At 61.3% G+C, this 18,194-nt stretch carries 17 protein-coding genes and 1 pseudogene; 7 read left to right on the forward strand and 11 right to left on the reverse strand.

The features are described 5' to 3' along the window. Window positions 1-6: 6 nt before the first annotated feature. From BM300_RS14340 to BM300_RS14350, 3 genes are read right to left on the reverse strand one after another with little or no spacing between them, the layout of a single operon-like run. Window positions 7-267, reverse strand: a complete 261-nt coding sequence (locus BM300_RS14340) for a phosphopantetheine-binding protein (protein ID WP_063323264.1) — start codon at window positions 265-267, stop codon at window positions 7-9. Further along, entirely contained in the window at window positions 248-1,057 is an 810-nt protein-coding gene (locus BM300_RS14345) for a lysophospholipid acyltransferase family protein (protein ID WP_072339995.1), read from the reverse strand. The genes BM300_RS14340 and BM300_RS14345 overlap by 20 nt, the downstream gene beginning before the upstream one ends. Next, window positions 1,033-1,752 carry a beta-ketoacyl synthase chain length factor gene (locus tag BM300_RS14350; protein ID WP_063325179.1) on the reverse strand — a complete coding sequence of 240 codons (720 nt, stop codon included), beginning with the start codon at window positions 1,750-1,752 and terminating at the stop codon, window positions 1,033-1,035. The genes BM300_RS14345 and BM300_RS14350 overlap by 25 nt, the downstream gene beginning before the upstream one ends. Window positions 1,753-2,111: 359 nt before the next feature. Here BM300_RS14350 and BM300_RS14355 point away from each other — a divergent pair, with 359 nt between their 5' ends. Continuing rightward, on the forward strand, window positions 2,112-2,882 hold the full coding sequence (locus BM300_RS14355) for a ParA family protein (protein WP_003197050.1): 771 nt from the start codon (window positions 2,112-2,114) through the stop codon (window positions 2,880-2,882). Window positions 2,883-2,941: 59 nt separating this feature from the next. On the opposite strand, the gene trxC is transcribed toward BM300_RS14355, so the two are convergent. Continuing rightward, window positions 2,942-3,364 (reverse strand): thioredoxin TrxC, encoded by a 423-nt coding sequence (gene trxC / locus BM300_RS14360; protein ID WP_092146730.1) that lies wholly within the window; start codon window positions 3,362-3,364, stop codon window positions 2,942-2,944. A gap of 174 nt (window positions 3,365-3,538) precedes the next feature. Further along, window positions 3,539-4,165 (reverse strand): isochorismate family cysteine hydrolase YcaC, encoded by a 627-nt coding sequence (ycaC, locus tag BM300_RS14365; protein ID WP_025211469.1) that lies wholly within the window; start codon window positions 4,163-4,165, stop codon window positions 3,539-3,541. Between the two features lie 207 nt (window positions 4,166-4,372). Between ycaC and BM300_RS14370 the strand changes: the two genes are divergently transcribed. The 4 genes from BM300_RS14370 to BM300_RS14385 all read left to right on the forward strand — a co-directional run bounded on the left by BM300_RS14370 (window position 4,373) and on the right by BM300_RS14385 (window position 6,549). Beyond that, window positions 4,373-5,278, forward strand: coding sequence for a LysR substrate-binding domain-containing protein (locus tag BM300_RS14370; protein WP_218189611.1), 906 nt, complete (start codon window positions 4,373-4,375; stop codon window positions 5,276-5,278). 132 nt (window positions 5,279-5,410) lie between these two features. Then, window positions 5,411-5,689 (forward strand): hypothetical protein, encoded by a 279-nt coding sequence (locus BM300_RS14375; protein ID WP_092222361.1) that lies wholly within the window; start codon window positions 5,411-5,413, stop codon window positions 5,687-5,689. 165 nt (window positions 5,690-5,854) lie between these two features. Next, entirely contained in the window at window positions 5,855-6,151 is a 297-nt protein-coding gene (locus BM300_RS14380; protein ID WP_053117759.1) for a type II toxin-antitoxin system HigB family toxin, read from the forward strand. Continuing rightward, complete coding sequence (locus BM300_RS14385; RefSeq protein WP_092345479.1) at window positions 6,148-6,549, forward strand: helix-turn-helix domain-containing protein; 402 nt, start codon at window positions 6,148-6,150, stop codon at window positions 6,547-6,549. Before BM300_RS14380 ends, BM300_RS14385 begins: the two co-directional genes overlap by 4 nt. 237 nt (window positions 6,550-6,786) lie before the next feature. Here the strand turns inward: BM300_RS14385 and selO are convergent, their stop codons facing one another. The 5 genes and pseudogenes from selO to BM300_RS31790 all read right to left on the reverse strand — a co-directional run. After that, window positions 6,787-8,250: a protein adenylyltransferase SelO gene (gene selO, locus BM300_RS14390; RefSeq protein ID WP_092345481.1), complete on the reverse strand. Its 1,464-nt coding sequence runs from the start codon at window positions 8,248-8,250 to the stop codon at window positions 6,787-6,789. Between the two features lie 37 nt (window positions 8,251-8,287). Continuing rightward, window positions 8,288-11,650, reverse strand: a complete 3,363-nt coding sequence (mscK, locus tag BM300_RS14395) for a mechanosensitive channel MscK (protein ID WP_092146718.1) — start codon at window positions 11,648-11,650, stop codon at window positions 8,288-8,290. A 34-nt stretch (window positions 11,651-11,684) separates the two neighbouring features. Then, window positions 11,685-13,427, reverse strand: coding sequence for a potassium/proton antiporter (locus BM300_RS14400; protein WP_092146716.1), 1,743 nt, complete (start codon window positions 13,425-13,427; stop codon window positions 11,685-11,687). A 273-nt stretch (window positions 13,428-13,700) separates the two neighbouring features. Further along, window positions 13,701-14,573, reverse strand: a complete 873-nt coding sequence (locus BM300_RS31785) for a methyl-accepting chemotaxis protein (RefSeq protein WP_371914213.1) — start codon at window positions 14,571-14,573, stop codon at window positions 13,701-13,703. A 30-nt stretch (window positions 14,574-14,603) separates the two neighbouring features. Next, a pseudogene (locus tag BM300_RS31790) lies at window positions 14,604-15,326 on the reverse strand (MCP four helix bundle domain-containing protein); the annotation flags it as partial. A gap of 268 nt (window positions 15,327-15,594) precedes the next feature. Between BM300_RS31790 and BM300_RS14410 the strand changes: the two are divergent. Together BM300_RS14410 and BM300_RS14415 are read left to right on the forward strand one after the other, a co-directional pair. Further along, window positions 15,595-15,825, forward strand: a complete 231-nt coding sequence (locus tag BM300_RS14410; RefSeq protein WP_063323244.1) for a hypothetical protein — start codon at window positions 15,595-15,597, stop codon at window positions 15,823-15,825. Next, the gene (locus tag BM300_RS14415; protein WP_003197073.1) at window positions 15,822-16,124 is read left to right on the forward strand and encodes a cell division protein ZapA; all 303 of its coding nucleotides are present in this window, start codon (window positions 15,822-15,824) and stop codon (window positions 16,122-16,124) included. Before BM300_RS14410 ends, BM300_RS14415 begins: the two co-directional genes overlap by 4 nt. Window positions 16,125-16,338: 214 nt before the next feature. Here BM300_RS14415 and BM300_RS14420 read toward each other — a convergent pair whose 3' ends face one another. After that, complete coding sequence (locus tag BM300_RS14420; RefSeq protein WP_092345487.1) at window positions 16,339-18,141, reverse strand: acyl-CoA dehydrogenase; 1,803 nt, start codon at window positions 18,139-18,141, stop codon at window positions 16,339-16,341. Window positions 18,142-18,194 lie beyond the last annotated feature (53 nt).

The raw sequence follows: 18,194 nt of genomic DNA on the forward strand, positions 1-18,194 counted from the left end.
CTGGTCTCAGGCTACGCTTTTTGCAGTGACGAAGGCCGCAAGGCTTGCCACATTGCTGAAATGGTTACGGGTGTCCTTGGCGTCGGCGTCTATCTTGATGCCGTACTCCTTCTGGATCGCCAGGCCTAACTCCAGGGCATCCACCGAGTCCAGGCCCAGGCCTTCGCCGAACAGCGTCTGGTGGTCGCCGATGTCGTCGATGTCGATGTCTTCCAGGCCGAGGGCGTCGATGATCAGCTTTTTGATGTCACGGTGCAGATCGCTCATCTTCGGCGAGCTCCTTGATGTAATAGTGATGCAAAAAATCGTTGAGCCTGCGCGAAGCCTGGGGTGGCGGGCCGAGCGCGGCGAACGCCTGTGGGTCTATATCGGCTCCGACGTGAAAACTGAAGTGCACGCGGCGCAGGGGGATGCGATACCAGGGTTCAGCCTTGGTCAGGGTCGTGGGGCAGACCTTGATCGTGACGGGCGTGAGGATTTTCGCACCCCGCAGGGCGATGGCCGCCGCCCCCCGATGAAAGGCCGGCACCTGGCCTGGCTGGGTGCGTGTCCCTTCGGGGAAGACGATCAACGTCTGGCCCTCTTGCAAGGCGTCGCTGGCGGCATCGAGCATGTCCATGCTGCCGTCGTTGCTGATGTATTGGGTCGAATGCAGTGGGCCCCGGGTAAAGGGGTTGTCCCAGAGGCTTTGCTTGACCACGCAGTTGGCGTCGCGCACCAGCCCGATCAGGAACACCACGTCGATCAGCGACGGGTGATTGGCAATGATCATCTGCCCAGGGCGCCCGAGTCGTTCGGCGCCATCGATCTGATAGGTGAGCACGCCGGTACGGGCCATGAACCGGATAAAGAACCAGAACAACCGCCCGACCGTGCGGCGCGCCCTTTGCCGGTGGGCCTGGGCATCGCCGGGCCACCAGGCCAGCAACGGGAACACCAGCAAACGCAGGCACAGCCCGCCCAGCCCGAACAGGGCGAAGCTTGCGGCGGTCGCGATCAGGCGCCAGTAATAGGCGTCGCGATGTTTACCCGTCACCGGTTGCGTTGCCAGGTCCATACACGATTCTTCCAGGCATGTTGGCAGGTGGTTTCATTGTTCAGCAGGGTACGCAACAGATCCAGGGCATGGGGCCAGTCGCTGCCAGGCGATTGGCCGGCCTGCGCGCAGAGATCCAGTTGCCAGTCATCGCCCGGGGTCAGTAGCAGGCCCATGGCATAGGGAAACGGAACGTCATCGACCCAGGGTGCATAGACTTGCGGAGGTTGCTCTTCGGTGATCACCAGCAGCACCGCAGGCGATCCTTCGTTCAGCAGCGCGACGGCCTCCAGCACGCCGTGTTCCAAGCCGTCGCCGGTAGCGGCCAGGGCGGTCATTTCGCTGGTTTCGCCGCGCATGATCGACCACAGGCCAATCACCGCGTTGTGCACCGACAGGCTGAATTGGGTGGGCGACAAGGGCTGGTCGGCTGCCAGGTCCTTGAGAATCTCAAAAGTGCGCGGGGTTTCGCCGTGGCGGGAAATAAAGACCAACGGTAGGTCCGGCCGGCCCTCGGCCAACGGCCAGCCAACACTGAAGGCCATCCGCGCCAGGCGGCTGAGGCGCCGGCGCTGCATGGCCGGCAGGAACGAAACGTCAGGGGCGGCATCGCTGGCCGGCAATACGACCGGCTGTCGGCTCCATGCCTGCCAATCGTCCACGCTTTCGAGCCCAGGGGCCCACGCGCGCCATTGGGCGATATTGAAATTGATCACAAACTTCACCCCACCCCTGCGGGCTTTTATTGTCACGGTTCAGTGGTTTGACCCGCGTCCAACCCTGCATGGCCTTGCGACCCAAGTGGCGCGCATTATCCCGGTGCGATTGGCTTGTAGCAAATGCTGGTTACATTTTGTCCAGCGAAATGTACGAGTTGGTCCGCTCAAGGCCAGGCTTGGACCATTGTCGCGATCATCATGAGCCTGTCTGTCGGTTATTTCTGTCACGGTCTGGGCGAATTGACGTCTGAATTGTGGGAAAAGCCACTGTTGCTGTAGTCCTTCTACGCGGAAGGTAGCTAAGCGGTGTCGCTGCCTACTACACTCGGGAATCTTTGATACACGGAGGTTTTGACATGCGGCGTGTGGTGTTCAATCAGAAAGGTGGCGTGGGCAAGTCCAGCATCGCCTGCAATCTGGCGGCAGTCAGCGCCAGCGAGGGCTATCGCACGCTGTTGGTAGACCTGGATGCCCAGGCCAACTCCACTCAATACCTGACTGGCTTGACCGGCGATGACATTCCCATGGGTATTGCCGACTTCTTCAAGCAAACCCTGTCGTCCGGGCCGTTCTCGAAAAAGAACAAGGTGGATATCTACGAAACGCCGTTCGACAACCTGCACGTCATCACCGCCACGGCGGAACTGACGGATCTGCAGCCCAAGCTTGAGGCCAAGCACAAGATCAACAAGCTGCGCAAACTGCTCGAAGAGCTGGAGGAAGATTACGACCGGATTTACCTGGATACCCCGCCAGCACTGAATTTCTATGCGGTTTCAGCATTGATCGCCGCCGATCGGGTGCTGATCCCTTTCGACTGCGACAGCTTCTCCCGACAGGCGTTGTACGGACTGCTGGCGGAAATCGAAGAGCTCAAGGACGACCATAACGAAGGCCTGGAAGTCGAAGGCATCGTGGTCAACCAGTTCCAGGCTCGGGCCAGCCTGCCACAGCAGATTCTCGACGAACTGATCGCCGAAGGGCTGCCGGTATTGCCGGTGTACCTGAGCAGCTCGGTGCGCATGCGCGAATCCCACCAGGCCAGCCTGCCGCTGATTCACCTCGACCCGCGACACAAGCTGACCCTGCAGTTCATGGAGCTGCATAGCCTGCTGGAAAGCGCCTGAATCTGACCTGTGCAAAACTCATGTGGAGCGAGCTTGCTCGCTCCACATGGGTTTTTGATTCAAATCCCCTGGCTGCGCAACCAAGCCATCAACTGCGGCAACGGCAGCGCCCCACTCTGGCGCGCCACTTCCCGGCCATCCTTGAACAGAATCAGGCTGGGAATCGAGCGGATCCCCAACTGTGCCGATAACTGCTGATTGGCCTCGCTGTCGAGCTTGGCCAAGCGGCATTTGCCCGCCAGCTGTGCGGCGGCTTGTTCGAACACGGGCGCGAAGGACTTGCACGGCCCACACCAATCGGCCCATACATCCACCAGCAATGGCAGGTCGCCTTTGATCTGGCTGGTGTAGTCGCCTTGCTTGAGTTCGAACGGTTTGTTCAATAGCACCTGGGCTTTGCAGCGCCCGCATTTGGGTTGGTCGCCCAGGCGTTCGGCGGGTATGCGATTGAGCCCGTTGCAATGGGGGCAGGGGATCAGCATCAGGTCAGTCTCCAGAAAATCATGGGCACAGATTGAACACTATATAGAAACCAGCACAAAAACCTGTGGGAGCGAGCTTGCTCGCGATGGCGGTGTATCAGTCAGATACTGGATCGACTGTCAGACCGCTATCGCGAGCAAGCTCGCTCCCACAAGGGTATATCGGTGAGGCTGTTATTTAGCGTTGGTCAACGTGTTGTAGCTGGTCATCAGGTTGCGGTAGTCCGGGATGTGGTTGGAGAACAAGGTCGCCAGCCCTTCCACGTCGTTGCGCCAGTCGCGGTGCAGTTCACAAGCCAGGCCGAACCAGGTCATCAGTTGCGCACCCGAGGACGACATGCGGTCCCAGGCCGATTGACGGGTCAGCTCGTTGAACGTGCCGGACGCATCGGTGACCACGAACACGTCGAAACCTTCGGCCAGGGCCGACAGTGCCGGGAAGGCTACGCAGACTTCGGTGACCACACCGGCGATGATCAGTTGCTTCTTGCCGGTGGCCTTGATCGCCTTGACGAAATCTTCGTTGTCCCAGGCGTTGATCTGGCCAGGACGGGCGATGTACGGCGCGTCCGGGAACAGGGTCTTGAGCTCGGGCATCAACGGGCCGTTGGGGCCGGTTTCGAAGCTGGTGGTGAGGATGGTCGGCAGTTGGAAGTACTTCGCCAGGTCGGCCAGGGCCAGCACGTTGTTCTTGAAGCGGTCCGGGTCGATATCGCGTACCAGAGACAGCAGGCCGGCTTGGTGATCGACCAGCAGAACGGCGGCGTTATCTTTGTCGAGGCGGTTGTAGGAAGTGGTCATGGCGTAGTCCTCATCAAGTTTTGGTTGCCGAAGGTGTCGGCGTGGTTAAGGTTTTCAATGTCGGTGCAGCGATTGATCGGTGACTCATCCGGTCGAAGCGCCCCGGCTTCAATCCGTGTTGCGTTTCGATGGGTGTAGATTAAAACTGGCACCTTTGATGCGCTAGACTGCGAAAATTAGCCTTAGCGTTCTATTTGGAGAACGATCATCGAAGACCTCAACACGCTTTACTACTTCACCCAGGTCGTGGAGCACCGTGGGTTCGCCGCTGCTGGCCGGGCGCTGGACATGCCAAAGTCCAAACTCAGTCGGCGTATCGCCCAGTTGGAAGATCGGCTCGGGGTGCGCTTGCTCCATCGCACCAGCCGCCACTGCACGTTGACGGAGATCGGCCAGGCCTATTACCAGCGTTGCCTGGCGATGCGGGTCGAAGCCGAGAGCGCGGCGGAAGTGATCGAACGCAACCGCTCCGAGCCCCAGGGGCTGGTGCGCATCAGTTGCCCGACGGCGCTGCTCAACAGTTGGGTCGGGCCGATGCTGACCCGCTACATGCTCAAGTACCCACGGGTGGAGTTGTTCATCGAGAGCACCAACCGCCGGGTGGACCTGATCCATGAAGGGTTCGATATCGCCTTGCGGGTGCGCTTTCCGCCGCTGGAAAACACCGACATGGTCATGAAAGTGCTGAGCAACAGCACCCAATGCCTGGTGGGTAGCCCGGCTTACCTTGAGCGCTTGTCTTCACCCGCTTCGCCGGCGGACCTCAACGGCCTGCCGAGCGTGCATTGGGGCGGGGCGCAGCGCGAATATCAGTGGGAATTGTTCGGCCCGGACGGCAGTCGCGCATTGATCCGTCATGAACCGCGCATGGTCACCGACGACCTGCTGGCCCTGCGTCACGCCGTGTTGGCCGGCATCGGCATCGCTCACCTGCCCACTGTGGTGGTGCGTGAAGACATCGCGGCTGGCCGGCTGCTGGAACTGGTGCCGGGCTGGACGCCCAAGTGCGGGATCGTCCACGCAATCTTTGCCTCACGACGCGGGTTGCTGCCGTCGGTACGTACGCTGATCGATTTCCTGGCCGAGGAATTCAGTCATAGCGATATGGCATAGGGCCGGGCCCGTTGGTTTTTTGTCTGCGGTGAAGGGCGGCTAGCCAGGCTGCCATTCATCAGGTGCGTTGCACTCAATGCACGCCAGGCCCTCAAAAAACCACAACGTACCTGTTCGCAACCCGGAGGTCCCATGAGCAATCCTCAAGACCCAGACACCCCACAGGCCGTGGACAACCCCAATGACGACGGCTTCGTCCTCGGCACCGCCGGCCGCGACGAAGACCCCAACGCCGCCCCGCCCTACGCCACCGACCGCCGCCACGACCGGGACGAGCTGACCCCCGAAGACGCCCGCGGCATGCCCGGTTATCCCGAGGAAAAACCAGCGGCCAAACCCAAGGAGAAGGGGGGTGAAGAGGCGGAGCCGGGGATCGAGACGCCTGAGCAGGGGAACGATAAGGTTGGGTGAGCAGGACTCATATCTGCTCACATTTCTTACCGAGACCTAAATCTTTTGGCGACTAGGCTGGAAACCAGCAAGAGCTAACCATTTGTCTAACTGGCGCTATCGCAATTTGCGATGCGCCAGATTTGTGTTTAACTTCCCCATAGCAAAATGCGATAAGGACGTTGCATGCATGTGATCACTGAGAAACGCATTTGGGAGGCCAAGGAGAAATGGCCACATTCAGCGAATGCGTTGGATCAATGGTATCGGCTGATCAAGCGCAATAGCCCGGCTGATTTCGCGGCGATGAAATCCATATTTCCGGCAACCGATAAGGTCGGTCCGCTGCATGTGTTTGACATCGGTGGAAACAAGTTGCGGCTGATTGCGGTGATTCGATACCGAGCACAGCGTCTGTATATCAAATGCGTGCTTGACCATCGGGAATACGACAGAGGCAAGTGGAAGGAGGAAAAGGGATGAGTGCACTGATTGAACAAGTCGCTGCCCATTGGGAGTTTGTGTCGCCCCTGCTGCGTAAGCCCAGGAGCGAAGAGGATTATGACCGATTGGCGAGTGCTCTTGATGAGCTGTTGGTGTTGGTGGGCGAAGACGAAACCCATCCTCTCATGAGCCTGGTGGATATTATCGGCGAATGGATCGAGGCATGGGACCAGCAGCACCGGCCAATACCCAAGGCGAGCGGTGTCGAGGCGCTGCGTTACCTGATGCGTGAACATGGCATGAGCCAGAGCGACTTGCCGGGCGTTGGTACCCAGTCGGTGGTATCGGAGGTATTGAGCGGTAAGCGTCAGCTCAATTTGAGGCAGATCCGCTGGCTGGCCGAGCGCTTCGGTGTATCGGTGGAAACCTTCATTTGATGGTTCGGTGTAGCGCTGCGAAATACCGACCTGCTTTTGTGGCGAGGGGATTTATCCCCGCTCGGCTGCGAAGCAGTCGTAACCCGGCTGACGCGGTTCATCTGTTGCACCGCGTTGCCTGTGTTGGGGCTGCTGCGCAGCCCAGCGGGGATAAATCCCCTCGCCACAGGGTAGTCATCTCTGCGATCCAGACAGGTATGTGTTGGGCGGGTGGTTTCTTTCAGCCGTGGCGCCGCGTTACGACGAGCAACTGATCTCCAGGTGCTTGCCCCACTCCGGCGGACGTTGCGCGTAGCTGTCCATGCCCGGTTGCTCTTCGAACGGCTTGCTCAGCACGGTGTGCAGGCGGCGCACTTCGTCGTAGTCGCCTGATTCGGCGGCGTCGATGGCTTTCTGCGCCAGGTAGTTGCGTAGCACGTACAGCGGGTTGACGGCGTGCATGCGTGCGCGGCGTTGGTCTTGATCTACGGGGCCTTCGCGGTTGACGCGGGCAACATACAATTGGCCCCAGGCATCGAAGCCCTTCAGGTCGACGAAGTCATCGCGCAGGGTCGCGACGGCCTGCTCGGGAGCTTGGTCGCCCAGTCGGCGGAAGAACAGGCTGTAGTCGACGCCGCTGTTCTGCATCAATTGCAGCAAGCGCTCCAGCAGTTTCTGGTCGTCTTCTTCGGCTCGGCTCAGGCCGAGGCGGCGGCGCATCAGGTCCAGGTAGTGGGCCTGGTACAGCGGCAAGTACAAACCGAGGGTCTCACGCAGGGCTTCGACGCTGATGAACGGCGTCAAGGCCTGGGCCAGGGCGCTGAGGTTCCATTGGCCGATGGGCACCTGGTTGCTGAACGAGTAACGGCCCTGGTCATCAGAGTGGTTGCAGATGAAGTTGGCGTCGAAGTCATCAAGGAAGGCGAACGGCCCGAAGTCGAAGGTGATGCCCAGGATCGACATGTTGTCGGTGTTCATCACGCCATGGCAGAAACCGTAGGCCTGCCATTTGGCAATCAGCTCGGCGTTGCGCTCGACGATTTCGCGGAACATCGACAGGTACGGCTCCGGTTGTGCACGGCACTCGGCAAAGTGCAGGTTCAGCACATGCTCGGCGAGGGCCGCGTGCAGCTCGGGCTTCTTGGTGTAGTAGAAATATTCGAAATGCCCGAAGCGCACATGGCTGGGGGCCAGGCGCAGCACCATGGCGGCGCGTTCCTGCTTTTCCCGCCACACCGGGGTGTCCGAGCCGATCACACACAAGGCCCGGGTGGTGGGGATACCGAGCGCGTGCAGGGCTTCGGAGGCGAGGAATTCGCGGATCGAGGAGCGCAGCACCGCGCGCCCGTCGCCCATCCGTGAGAACGGCGTCTGGCCGGCACCCTTGAGGTGCAGGTCCCAGTGCTCGCCCGCCTCGTTGTACACCTCGCCCAGCAGCAATCCTCGACCGTCGCCCAGTTGTGGGTTGTAGTGACCGAACTGATGCCCGGAATACACCATCGCCCGTGGCTCGGTTTCGGCCCAGAGCTTGTGGCCGCCAAAGATCTCGGCGAACAGCGGTGCCTGGGCTTCTGCCGGGTCCAGGTCCAGCAACGCCATGGCCGCCGGGCTGGCGACCACCAGCCGTGGATTGTCGATGGGCTCGGGCAGCACGTGGGTCGAGAAACCGTCGCCCAGGCGGGCGAAACGGTTATCGAAGGTCAGGGTTTCCAGTGTTTTCATGGCCGTCTCCGGCGGGACGCCCGCAGGCAACCCGCAATCAGTCGAGTGTGCCTTGCGGCGGCTCAGGCACCGGCTTGATGCTGGCGACAGCCGACGGCACGGGCGTGATGGTCTTTTTGTCGGGCTCGGCAGGCACCAGTTTGTATTCCTGGCCTTGCAGGTTCTTCAGATAGATTTCCATCTGCCGGAAGGAGATGTTGATGTGCTCCTTCTTGAACTCACGGTTGATGAAGCGGTTGATCTCGTCCAGTACCGGGTTGCGGTCACCGAGGTCGCGTACGTGCATGCGCAGCTCATGGTCGAGAGTGCTTTCACCAAAGTTCAGGAAGTACACGATCGGCTCCGGTTCCTTCAGCACCCGTGGGTTGTCGCGTGCGGCCTTGAGCAGCAACTCACGCACCCGGTCCAGGTCCGAGCCGTAGTCCACGCCCAGTTTCAGGGTTACCCGGGTGACGGTGTCGGTCAGCGACCAGTTGATCAGTTGCCCGGTGATGAAGGTCTTGTTCGGGACGATGATGTCCTTGCGGTCGAAGTCGGTGATGGTGGTCGCGCGGATGCGGATCTTGCTGACCGTGCCCGACAGGTTGCCGATGGTGATGGTGTCGCCGATGCGCACCGGGCGCTCGAACAGGATCATGATCCCGGAGATGAAGTTGGCGAAGATCTCCTGCATGCCGAAGCCCAGGCCCACCGACAGCGCGGCCACCAGCCATTGCAGTTTGTCCCAGCTCACGCCGAGGGTGGACAGGGTGGTGACGAAACCGACACCGGCGATCACATAGGACAGCAACGTAGTGGTGGCGTAGGCGCTGCCCTGGGCCAGGTTCAGCTTCGACAGCACGAACACTTCCAGCAGGCCCGGCAGGTTGCGCGCCAGGGCGAAGGTGATGCCGATGATGATCAGCGCGCCGAGCATGTCGCCGATGCTGATGGGCACCATGCTCATGTTGGCGCCAGTGCCGCTGGTGTATTCGTAGAGGGTGATGTTGTCCAGGTACGAGAACACGCTGATCAGGTCCGACCAGACCCAGTACAGCGCGGCGATGAAGCCGCCCAGCAAGGCCAGGCGGATCAGGCGCAGGGACTGTTCGTTGACCTTCTCGATATCCAGTGTCGGCTCTTCGATCACCGCTTCGCCGTCGCCGGCCTCCTTGGCCGCCTGACGCTTGGCCAGCGCGCGCTGGTAGGCCAGGCGCCGCGCCGCGACCGACAGGCCACGGACGAAGGTGGCCTCGATCACCAGCCAGAACATCAGCAGGTACAGGGTGTTGATCAATCGATCGCTGAGTTTCAGCGCGGTGTAGTAGTAGCCGAAGCACACCGCCACGAACAGCGCGATCGGCAGCGCGGTGAACAGCACCCCGACCGCCTTGCGGAACAACGAAGTGTTCTTGTGGGTCGGGCTGCTCAGCAGCAGACGGCTGAGTAACCACGCCATCAGCGCGTAGCAGGTCAGCACTACCGGCATGCCGAGCACGTCATCGGCCAGGGTCGAGGGTTGCAACTCGGCCACGGCCACCACAGCCACCAACGCCAGCACCACCAGCCCGAGCCGGCGAATCCAGCCCTGGAGGAATTCGACCTGGGGTTTCTCCCAGCGGAAATGCAACTCGGCCACGCCGCCGGGGGCCAGCACGCGATAGGCCGTGTAGAACACCAGCCAGGCCTGGCCGATCTGCAGCAGCGCCGCACCGAGGTTGGCGTTCTGGCCGCGGGCGTCGATCTGCAAGGCGTAGCCGCAGAGGGTCAGTGCCAGGGCCACCGGCATCGCCAGCAGGATATTGATCAGGATCGCCTGGGGGGTGTGCCACTGGCTGTCGCGCTTGAAGTGACCGACGTCCTGGTGAACCTTGTTCAGGCGAGCATAGAGATTCTTGCGCCGCCACAGCAACGCCCCGATCAGCAGCGCCAGGGGCAGGAACAGCAGTGGCCGCTGGGTCAGGCCATCGGCCAGTTCACTGAGGCTCGAAGCCCAGGGCAGCGAGTCGATCTGTTTTTCCAGGCGCGTCGGCACCGCACGCATCCATTCGAAATCCAGCGGTTTGTTGCTGGGAATCCAGAACATCTGCTCTTCGAGGGTCGCCCGCAGGTTCTGGGCGGTGCTGAGCAGCTGTTTCTGGTTGAGCTGCAAGGTGATCGATTCGTTGAGCACTGCGCTCAACTCACGGTTCAGCCGTTCCAGCAGGTCGACACGGGTCAGGGCCAGTTCCAGCAAGGTCTTGCGCAGTTGCGGGGTGACTTGTTCCGAGGGCTGGGAGGCCAGCAGGCTGTCGACGTAGGCGCTGGGGTTGTTCAGCAGTTCACGTTGCTGGCTGACTTCGAACTGGTACAGGCGGATGTCGGCGATCTGGTCGGCCAGGTTCTGGTCCAGCTTGAGGCGTGGCAAGGTCTGGCGCTGCTTGTAGAGAATCTTGGAGAGCAGCAGGCTGCCCTTGAGCACGCTGATCTGCTCGTCCAGTGCCGCGTCGGTCTGGGTCACGCTGTCCAGCAGTTGCTTGGTCTGCAGGTTCTGTTGGGTGACCTCGTTGAGGCGGTCGGTGCTTTTGAGCAGGTAGTCGGAGAGCTTCAGGTTGGCCGCGCTCTCGGTCGCCAGCAAGCTGCTGCCACCGGCCTTCTGGGCTTCGATGGATTGCTGGGTCACCGTCTCCTGGGACTGGGCCAGGCGCTTCTGGTTGATCAGGTTTTGCAGGTCCTGGATTTCCTGCTCCGTGCGGGCGATTTTTTCCATCAGCAAGTCGTGCTGGCCGTTGCCCAGATCCTGCAGTTGGCTGTTGCCGGCCAGTTCCTGGCGGCGCAGCGGAATCAGCGCATTGAGGGCCGCCAGCTCGGCGGTGAGCTGGTCGCGTTGCTCGCCACTCAGGGTCTTGCCGGCATCCCGGCCGGCCTTGAGGATGGCGTTGATCTGCTGGATGCGGGTCTGGCTGCTGGAAATTTCCGCCTGGGCCCGCTCGGGACGGGTCTGGGCGGTGATGATCAAGCTGTTGGCATCGGCCAGGGCTTTTTGCAGATCGCCCTGCTGGGTGGAGCGATCCGTGAGCATTTGCTCGAGCTGGGGAATCGGCAGGTTGGCGTAGCGTTGCGCCACCGGCACCACCGCGGTGCCTTTGAGCCGCGCCAGTTCGCGCTGGTTTTCGATGTTCTGCTTGGGGGCGGTAGCCAATTGCTGCTTGAGGGCGAGCAGCTTCTGTTCGTAGTCGGCCTTGTTGTTGAGCTGGGTCAGGGTGTTTTGCAGCACCGCCTGCAAGGCCTTCTGCTCGGCTTCCGGCAGTTTGCGGTCGGCGATTTTGTCCAGGCTGGCTTCTACCGAGGCGCTGGTCAGCGGTTCAGCGGCTTGCAGCGTGCAGATGGAAAGACTCAGGCCCAGCAGGGCGATGGTGATAAAGGAGCGCAGGGTAGGCATAGAGACCGGTCAAGCAAGTGAGAGTGGGAGCAGTTTAGAGGAACAAGCCGGGACCCGGGCGACTTCCTTCGGGGAATCTGACGCCCACTTTGCCTATCTTGTTCCCGTCCATGACCGCGACGGTCCACAGGGTGTTATTCCATTCCACCTGGTCGCCGACCACCGGCGCGCCACCGACTTTCTGAGCGATGAAGCGCCCCAGGGACATGTCTGGATCGATGCCGTCCAGTTGCAACCCGTACAACGCCGCAACCGCGGCCAGCTGGGCGTCTCCTTCGAGTACGAAGTCGCCGAAGAAACGCAGATCCAGGCCCCGCTGCGGCGCTTGGCTGAACAGTTTTCCAAGGGCTGGCAAGTCGTGTTCATGGCCGATAACACACAGCAAATCACCGACTTCCAGCACCGTACTGCCCGACGGATGGAGCAGTTGCTGGCCACGAAACAGTGCCGCGATGCGGGTGCCATCGGGCATTTTCAGGTCCCGCAGGGGGGAGCCGATGCACCATTTTTCAGCGCCCAGGCGATAGATGAACAACTCCCACTCGCTGGTGACGTGCACTTCCAGCGCGGCCCGGGAAATCGGCAGGGGCTCGGGTGGGACGGTCACGTGCAGCAGCTTGGCGACCCACGGCAGGCTCGTGCCCTGCACCAGCAGCGAGACCAGCACGATAAAGAACGCCAGGTTGAAATAGAGCTGGGCGTGAGGCAGGCCGGCCATCAACGGGAACACCGCGAGGATGATTGGCACCGCGCCGCGCAGGCCGACCCAGGAGATAAAAGCTTTTTCGCGACCGTGGAATGCCTTGAATGGCAACAGGCCCACCATGACCGAAAGGGGCCGTGCAAACAGAATCATCCACAGCGCCAGGCCCAGGGCGGGCAGGGCGATGGGCAGCAGGTCATGAGGCGTGACCAGCAGCCCTAGCACCAGGAACATGCCGATCTGTGCCAGCCAGGCCATGCCATCGAGCATGTGCAGGATGCCGTGGCGGCTGCGCACCGGACGGTTGCCGATCACCAGGCCGCACAGGTAGACCGCGAGGAAGCCGCTGCCGTGCAGGGCGTTGGTCAAGGCGAATACCGCCAGGCCGCCGCTGATGACCAGGATCGGGTACAGGCCGTTGGCCAGATTGATGCGATTGACCAGTTGCAACATCAGCCAGCCACCGCCCAGGCCAAGCACCGCGCCGATACCAAACTCGCGCACCAGATGCCCCAGCAGGCTCCAATGCAGGCCGGTTTCGCCACTGGCGAGCATGCCGATCAGGGTCACGGTCAGGAATACTGCCATGGGGTCGTTGCTGCCAGACTCGATCTCGAGGGTGGCGCTGACCCGTTCGTTCAGGCCCTTGCCGCCCAGCAGCGAGAACACCGCCGCGGCATCGGTCGAGCCGACGATGGCGCCGATCAGCAGGCCTTGGATCAGGTTCAGGTTGAACAGCCACGCCGCCGCCAGGCCGGTCAGCCCGGTGGTGATCAACACACCGACCGTGGCTAGCGACAACGCCGGCCACAGTGCGACGCGGAAACTCGAGACCCGCGTGCGCAAGCCGCCGTCCAGCAGGATGACGGCCAAGGCGAGGTTGCCGACCAGATAAGCCGTGGCGTAGTTATCGAAAAGAATACCGGCGCCGTCGACACCGGCCACCATGCCCACGGCCAGGATGATCACCAGGATCGGGATGCCCAGGCGGGACGAAAGGGAACTGACCAGGATGCTCGCACCTACCAGCAACGCGCCGATCAAGAACAGGCTGTTGATGGTCGTAGCAGTCAAAGGCAGTACTCCGGAAAAGCTAAGGGCGGGCGCAGACTGACCATGCAGTCTGCGTGCCAGCGATTCTAACCTGTTGAAATGTGATGCTGTCAAAAAAGGTTTGGGCTGGGGGGGCTGGGCACAGCCCTTGTGGCGAGGGGATTTATCCCCGTTGGGCTGCGAAGCAGCCCCGAGAACTTTGCCGCCATATAGATCGATAGCGAGCGCTTCGCACTCGATCGGGGATAAATCCCCTCGCCACAGGAAGTTCTCGCCACAGAGGTAGGTTGAGTCTTAAAGGCTGAACCGCCCAACCATGTTGTTCAAGTCCACGGCCAGGCGCGACAGTTCGGCACTGGCGGCGCTGGTCTGGTTGGCGCCGGTGGCCGATTGCACCGACAGGTCGCGGATGTTCACCAGGTTGCGGTCCACTTCACGGGCCACTTGGGCCTGCTCTTCGGCGGCGCTGGCAATCACCAGGTTGCGTTCATTGATCTCGACGATGGCGGTGTTGATGGTGTCCAGGGACATGCCGGCGCCGCGGGCGATGTTCAGCGTCGACTCGGCGCGCTCGGTGCTGTTGCGCATCGAATCCACGGCGTGTTCAGTGCCGCTCTGGATGCTGCCGATCATGCGTTCGATCTCGCTGGTCGACTGCTGGGTGCGATGGGCCAGGGCGCGGACTTCGTCGGCCACCACGGCAAAACCACGACCGGCCTCACCGGCACGGGCGGCTTCGATGGCGGCGTTCAGGGCCAGCAGGTTGGTCTGGTCGGCCAGGCCACGGATCACATCCAGCACCTTGCCGATGTCACGGGACTCATCGGCCAGGTTGCCGATCAACGCCGCGGTGCTTTGCACATCGGCGCTCATGCGTTCGATGGCGCTGACGGTTTCCTGCACCAGGTCGCGACCGTCGCCTGCGGAGGTGGTGGCGTTTTTCGATGCTTCGGAGGTGCTCACTGCATTGCGCGCGACTTCTTCCACGGCGCTGGTCATTTCGTTGACGGCGGTGGCGGCCTGTTCGATTTCGTTGTTCTGCTGGGTCAGGCCACGGGCGCTTTCATCGGTGACACTGTTGAGTTCTTCGGCGGCGGAGGCCAGTTGTGTGGCCGAGCCGGAAATCCGCTGCAAGGTGTCGCGCAGTTTTTCCTGCATGGTCGACATTGCCCGCAGCAGGCGACCGGCTTCGTCGCTGCCATCGACGACAATCGGTCGAGTCAGGTTGCCCTTGGCGATTTCTTCAGCCGCATCCAGGGCGTTGGCAATCGGCTTGGTGATGCTGTTGGTCAGGAGCCAGGCGAACAGCAGGGTCAGGCCGGTGGCAACCACCAGCAGGACCACCACCATGTTGAAGGCCGAGCCGTACTGATCGACCGCCTGCTTGTTATACCCTTCGGCCTGTAGATTATTGATCTGCAGGAGACGGTCGAGCGCCGTGTTGATCGCTTCGGAATTACTCAGCAGTTCAGTGTTCAGCAGCACCTTCAGTTCGTCGACCTGGTTGTTGCGCGACAGGGTTTTCATACGGTCTTCGAGTTGACGGTATTGGCTCAGCAATTGAACGTACTGATTGTAGGCGGCGCGTTCATCGGCGGCGGCGATGAGTTTTTCGTACTCAGCCTGGACTACGCTGATCTGCTGGCTGCGCTGGTCAAATTGTTCGAGGGTTTTTTTCTGGAGGTCTGGTTCGCGGCTGCTCAGCAGGCGATAGGACAGCACCCGCAGGCGCAGGGTGAGTTGGGTCAGGTCGTTCAGGGCCTTGATGCTAGGCACACTGTTGGCAACCACGCTCTCGCCGGCTTCGCGAATTTTGCTCATCTGGTTGAGGGCAAACACCCCGAGAACCAGCATCAGGGCGCCAATCATGGCGAACCCCAGGAACGCCCGCGGCGCGATGTTTATATTGCGTAACGACATGACAAAGTACCAGACAGGTGCACGTTCGTGCTGGGTTGGAGGACTTACTTAAAGCTATCGGGACAGCGGCTGGAGTCTTGAGAGATGTGTGCGCTTGGGCGGCCTCGGGGCGACGAAATGCAGGAACCAGATAGTCTGTCCATAGTCTTTAAGGCTCACCAGGAGAGTCTAGTCGCTTCGCCGACACAGGCTTGGCCTGAATAAAGCGTGGCATCGACCAGGACTTTTCCTTATCGTACGCGCCCCTTGAAAAAGCCTGGAAATCAACATGTTGGAAACATCCCTCAGCCAACTGGAGCAACTGGTCAATGACCTGGTGCAACAGAACCGTCACCTCACCGGCCTGAACGAAACCCTGAACACCGAGCTTGCCAAGGCCAAGGATGAAAACGAAAGCCTGCAACTGAGCCTGATGGAACAGGAAGAACTGCACGGCACCACCGCCGCCCGCATCCAGGCCCTGATCGAGCGCGCCAGCGCCGGTCCTGTCAGCGCATGAAGCACGGCGCCGATGGGGTGACAGTCATCTCGATCCTGGGAGAAGACTATTCAATCAAAGCGCCGGCCGGGCAGGAACAGGCCCTGTTGGACGCCGCTTCGATGCTCAAGGCCGCACTGGCCGATACGAAAAGGAAGTACCCGACGCTGATCGGTGATCGCCTGCTGGTGCTGGCGGCCATGAACCTGTGTTCGCAGCAGATGGAAATGCAGAAGCAACATCAAGCGGAACTCGACCGTTACCAAGAGCAAGTCAGCGCCACGGTCGATGTGATTGCCAAGACGATCCAGCAGGCCTGAACCGGTTAGCGAATGTTGACTGTGGGGCTTGTGTGGGAGCGAGCTTGCTCGCGATGGCGTCAGCCCAGCTACCTGTGTGTTGGCTGAAACACTGCTATGGCGAGCAAGCTCGCTCCCACAATGGATCGGTGGTGAACGCAGATGTCGCGTCCACTTGGAACCCCTTGTGGAAGCGAGCCTGCTCGCGATTGGATGTCTGCCGCACCACGCTGGGTCAGAACCACTCATCCCGCATCCCCAGGCACGTATCATCCCGCGCTTCGAGAATCGCCAGCTCATGATGACAACCCGGCACTTCCCAGGTCAGGAAGTAGCGCGCCGCTTGCAGCTTGCCTTTATAGAAGTCGCTGTCCGCGGTATTCCCCTTGGCCAGGCCCTCCTCGGCACGGATCGCCTGTTCCAGCCAGCGCCAGCCAATCACCATATGGCCAAACACCTTGAGGTACAGGGCCGAGTTGGCCAGGCTGCTGTTCACCTTGCCCTGGGCCAGGTCCGTCAGCAGTCCGAGGGTGACGGTTTGCAGGCGTGCCACGAGGGCTTCCAGTGGTTGGCGCAACGGCGTTAACGATGGGTGCGCCTGGGCGCGTTCGGTGGTGTCGGCCACCAGGCGGACCAGTTGCTTGAGCCCGGCACCGCCGTTCTGCGCCAGTTTTCGCCCCAGCAGGTCCAGGGACTGGATGCCGTGGGTGCCTTCATGGATGGGGTTCAGGCGGTTGTCGCGGTAATACTGCTCCACTGGGTATTCGCGGGTGTAGCCGTGGCCCCCCAGAATCTGGATCGCCAGCTCGTTGGCCTTCAGGCAGAACTCAGAGGGCCAGGATTTGACGATCGGGGTCAGCAGGTCCAGCAGCTCATGGGCGCGTCTGCGCTCGGCTTCGCTTTCCAGGGTGGTGGTGTCGTCGAACAAGCGCGCCGCGTACAGGCCCAGGTCAAACGAACCTTCAACGTAGGCCTTCTGGGTCAGCAGCATGCGGCGCACGTCGGCGTGCTGGATGATCGCCACCGGGGCGGTGGTCGGGTCCTTGCTGTCGGGCACCCGGCCCTGTGGGCGTTCGCGAGCGTATTCCAGGGAATACAAGTAGCCGGCGTAACCCAGCATTACAGCGCCCATGCCGACGCCGATCCGCGCCTCGTTCATCATCTGGAACATGTAGCTCAGGCCGTGGTGCGGTTTACCTACGAGGTAACCGACACACGCGCCGTTGTCGCCGAAGTTCAGCGCGGTGGAGGTGGTGCCGCGCCAGCCCATCTTGTGGAACAGCCCGGCCAACAGCACGTCGTTACGCTGGCCGAGGCTGCCGTCATCGTTGACCAAGAACTTGGGCACGATAAACAGCGAAATGCCCTTCACGCCCGGCGGGGCGTCCGGCAATTTCGCCAGGACCATGTGCACGATGTTTTCCGACAGCGGATGATCGCCACCGGAGATGAAGATTTTGTTGCCTTTGACTCGATAGCTGCCGTCGGACGCCGGCTCCGCACGTGTACGAATGTCCGCCAGCGAGGAGCCAGCGTGGGGTTCGGTCAGGGCCATGGTGCCGAAGAAACGACCGTCGATCATCGGTTGCAGGAAGCGTCTTTTCTGCTCTTCGCTGCCGAAGCTTTCGATCAGGTTCGCCGCGCCCATGGTCAGGAACGGATAAGAGGTCGAAGCGGCGTTGGCCGACTGGAAGTGCGCGAAGCAGGCCTGGGACAGCAACGTCGGCAGTTGCATGCCGCCTGCCTCGAAACTGCGTGCGGCGTTGAGAAAGCCCGCCTCGAGGAAGGCATCCACCGCCGGTTTCACCTCGGGAATCAGAATCGCCTCGCCGTTCTCGTAGCGCGGTTCGTTTTCATCGTTCTTGCGATTGTGAGGGGCGAAAAATTTCTCGGCGATGCTGCGGGCCGTATCGATGGCCGCGTCGAAGGTTTCGCGATTGTGTTCGGCGAACCGCTCGCGCTGGGTCAGGCCCTCGGCATCGAGGACTTCATACAGCTCGAAAGCCAGATTGCGGGAACTGAGCAGCGTCTCGGACATGGCGGCTTACCTTTTTTGGGATGGGCCGAGTCTAGGCGTGCTGATAAAGGCTG

This window comes from Pseudomonas sp. NFACC46-3, assembly GCF_900114515.1.
Classification (GTDB): Bacteria; Pseudomonadota; Gammaproteobacteria; order Pseudomonadales; family Pseudomonadaceae; genus Aquipseudomonas; species Aquipseudomonas fluorescens_Q.

Coding starts and splice junctions, on each gene's coding strand:
- BM300_RS14340 (WP_063323264.1), bottom strand. CDS start 267: ATGAGCGATCTGCACCGTGACATCAAAAAGCTGATCATCGACGCCCTC.
- BM300_RS14345 (WP_072339995.1), bottom strand. CDS start 1,057: ATGGACCTGGCAACGCAACCGGTGACGGGTAAACATCGCGACGCCTAT.
- BM300_RS14355 (WP_003197050.1), top strand. CDS start 2,112: ATGCGGCGTGTGGTGTTCAATCAGAAAGGTGGCGTGGGCAAGTCCAGC.
- trxC (WP_092146730.1), bottom strand. CDS start 3,364: ATGCTGATCCCCTGCCCCCATTGCAACGGGCTCAATCGCATACCCGCC.
- ycaC (WP_025211469.1), bottom strand. CDS start 4,165: ATGACCACTTCCTACAACCGCCTCGACAAAGATAACGCCGCCGTTCTG.
- BM300_RS14375 (WP_092222361.1), top strand. CDS start 5,411: ATGAGCAATCCTCAAGACCCAGACACCCCACAGGCCGTGGACAACCCC.
- BM300_RS14380 (WP_053117759.1), top strand. CDS start 5,855: ATGCATGTGATCACTGAGAAACGCATTTGGGAGGCCAAGGAGAAATGG.
- BM300_RS14385 (WP_092345479.1), top strand. CDS start 6,148: ATGAGTGCACTGATTGAACAAGTCGCTGCCCATTGGGAGTTTGTGTCG.
- selO (WP_092345481.1), bottom strand. CDS start 8,250: ATGAAAACACTGGAAACCCTGACCTTCGATAACCGTTTCGCCCGCCTG.
- mscK (WP_092146718.1), bottom strand. CDS start 11,650: ATGCCTACCCTGCGCTCCTTTATCACCATCGCCCTGCTGGGCCTGAGT.
- BM300_RS31785 (WP_371914213.1), bottom strand. CDS start 14,573: ATGTCGACCATGCAGGAAAAACTGCGCGACACCTTGCAGCGGATTTCC.
- BM300_RS14410 (WP_063323244.1), top strand. CDS start 15,595: ATGTTGGAAACATCCCTCAGCCAACTGGAGCAACTGGTCAATGACCTG.
- BM300_RS14415 (WP_003197073.1), top strand. CDS start 15,822: ATGAAGCACGGCGCCGATGGGGTGACAGTCATCTCGATCCTGGGAGAA.
- BM300_RS14420 (WP_092345487.1), bottom strand. CDS start 18,141: ATGTCCGAGACGCTGCTCAGTTCCCGCAATCTGGCTTTCGAGCTGTAT.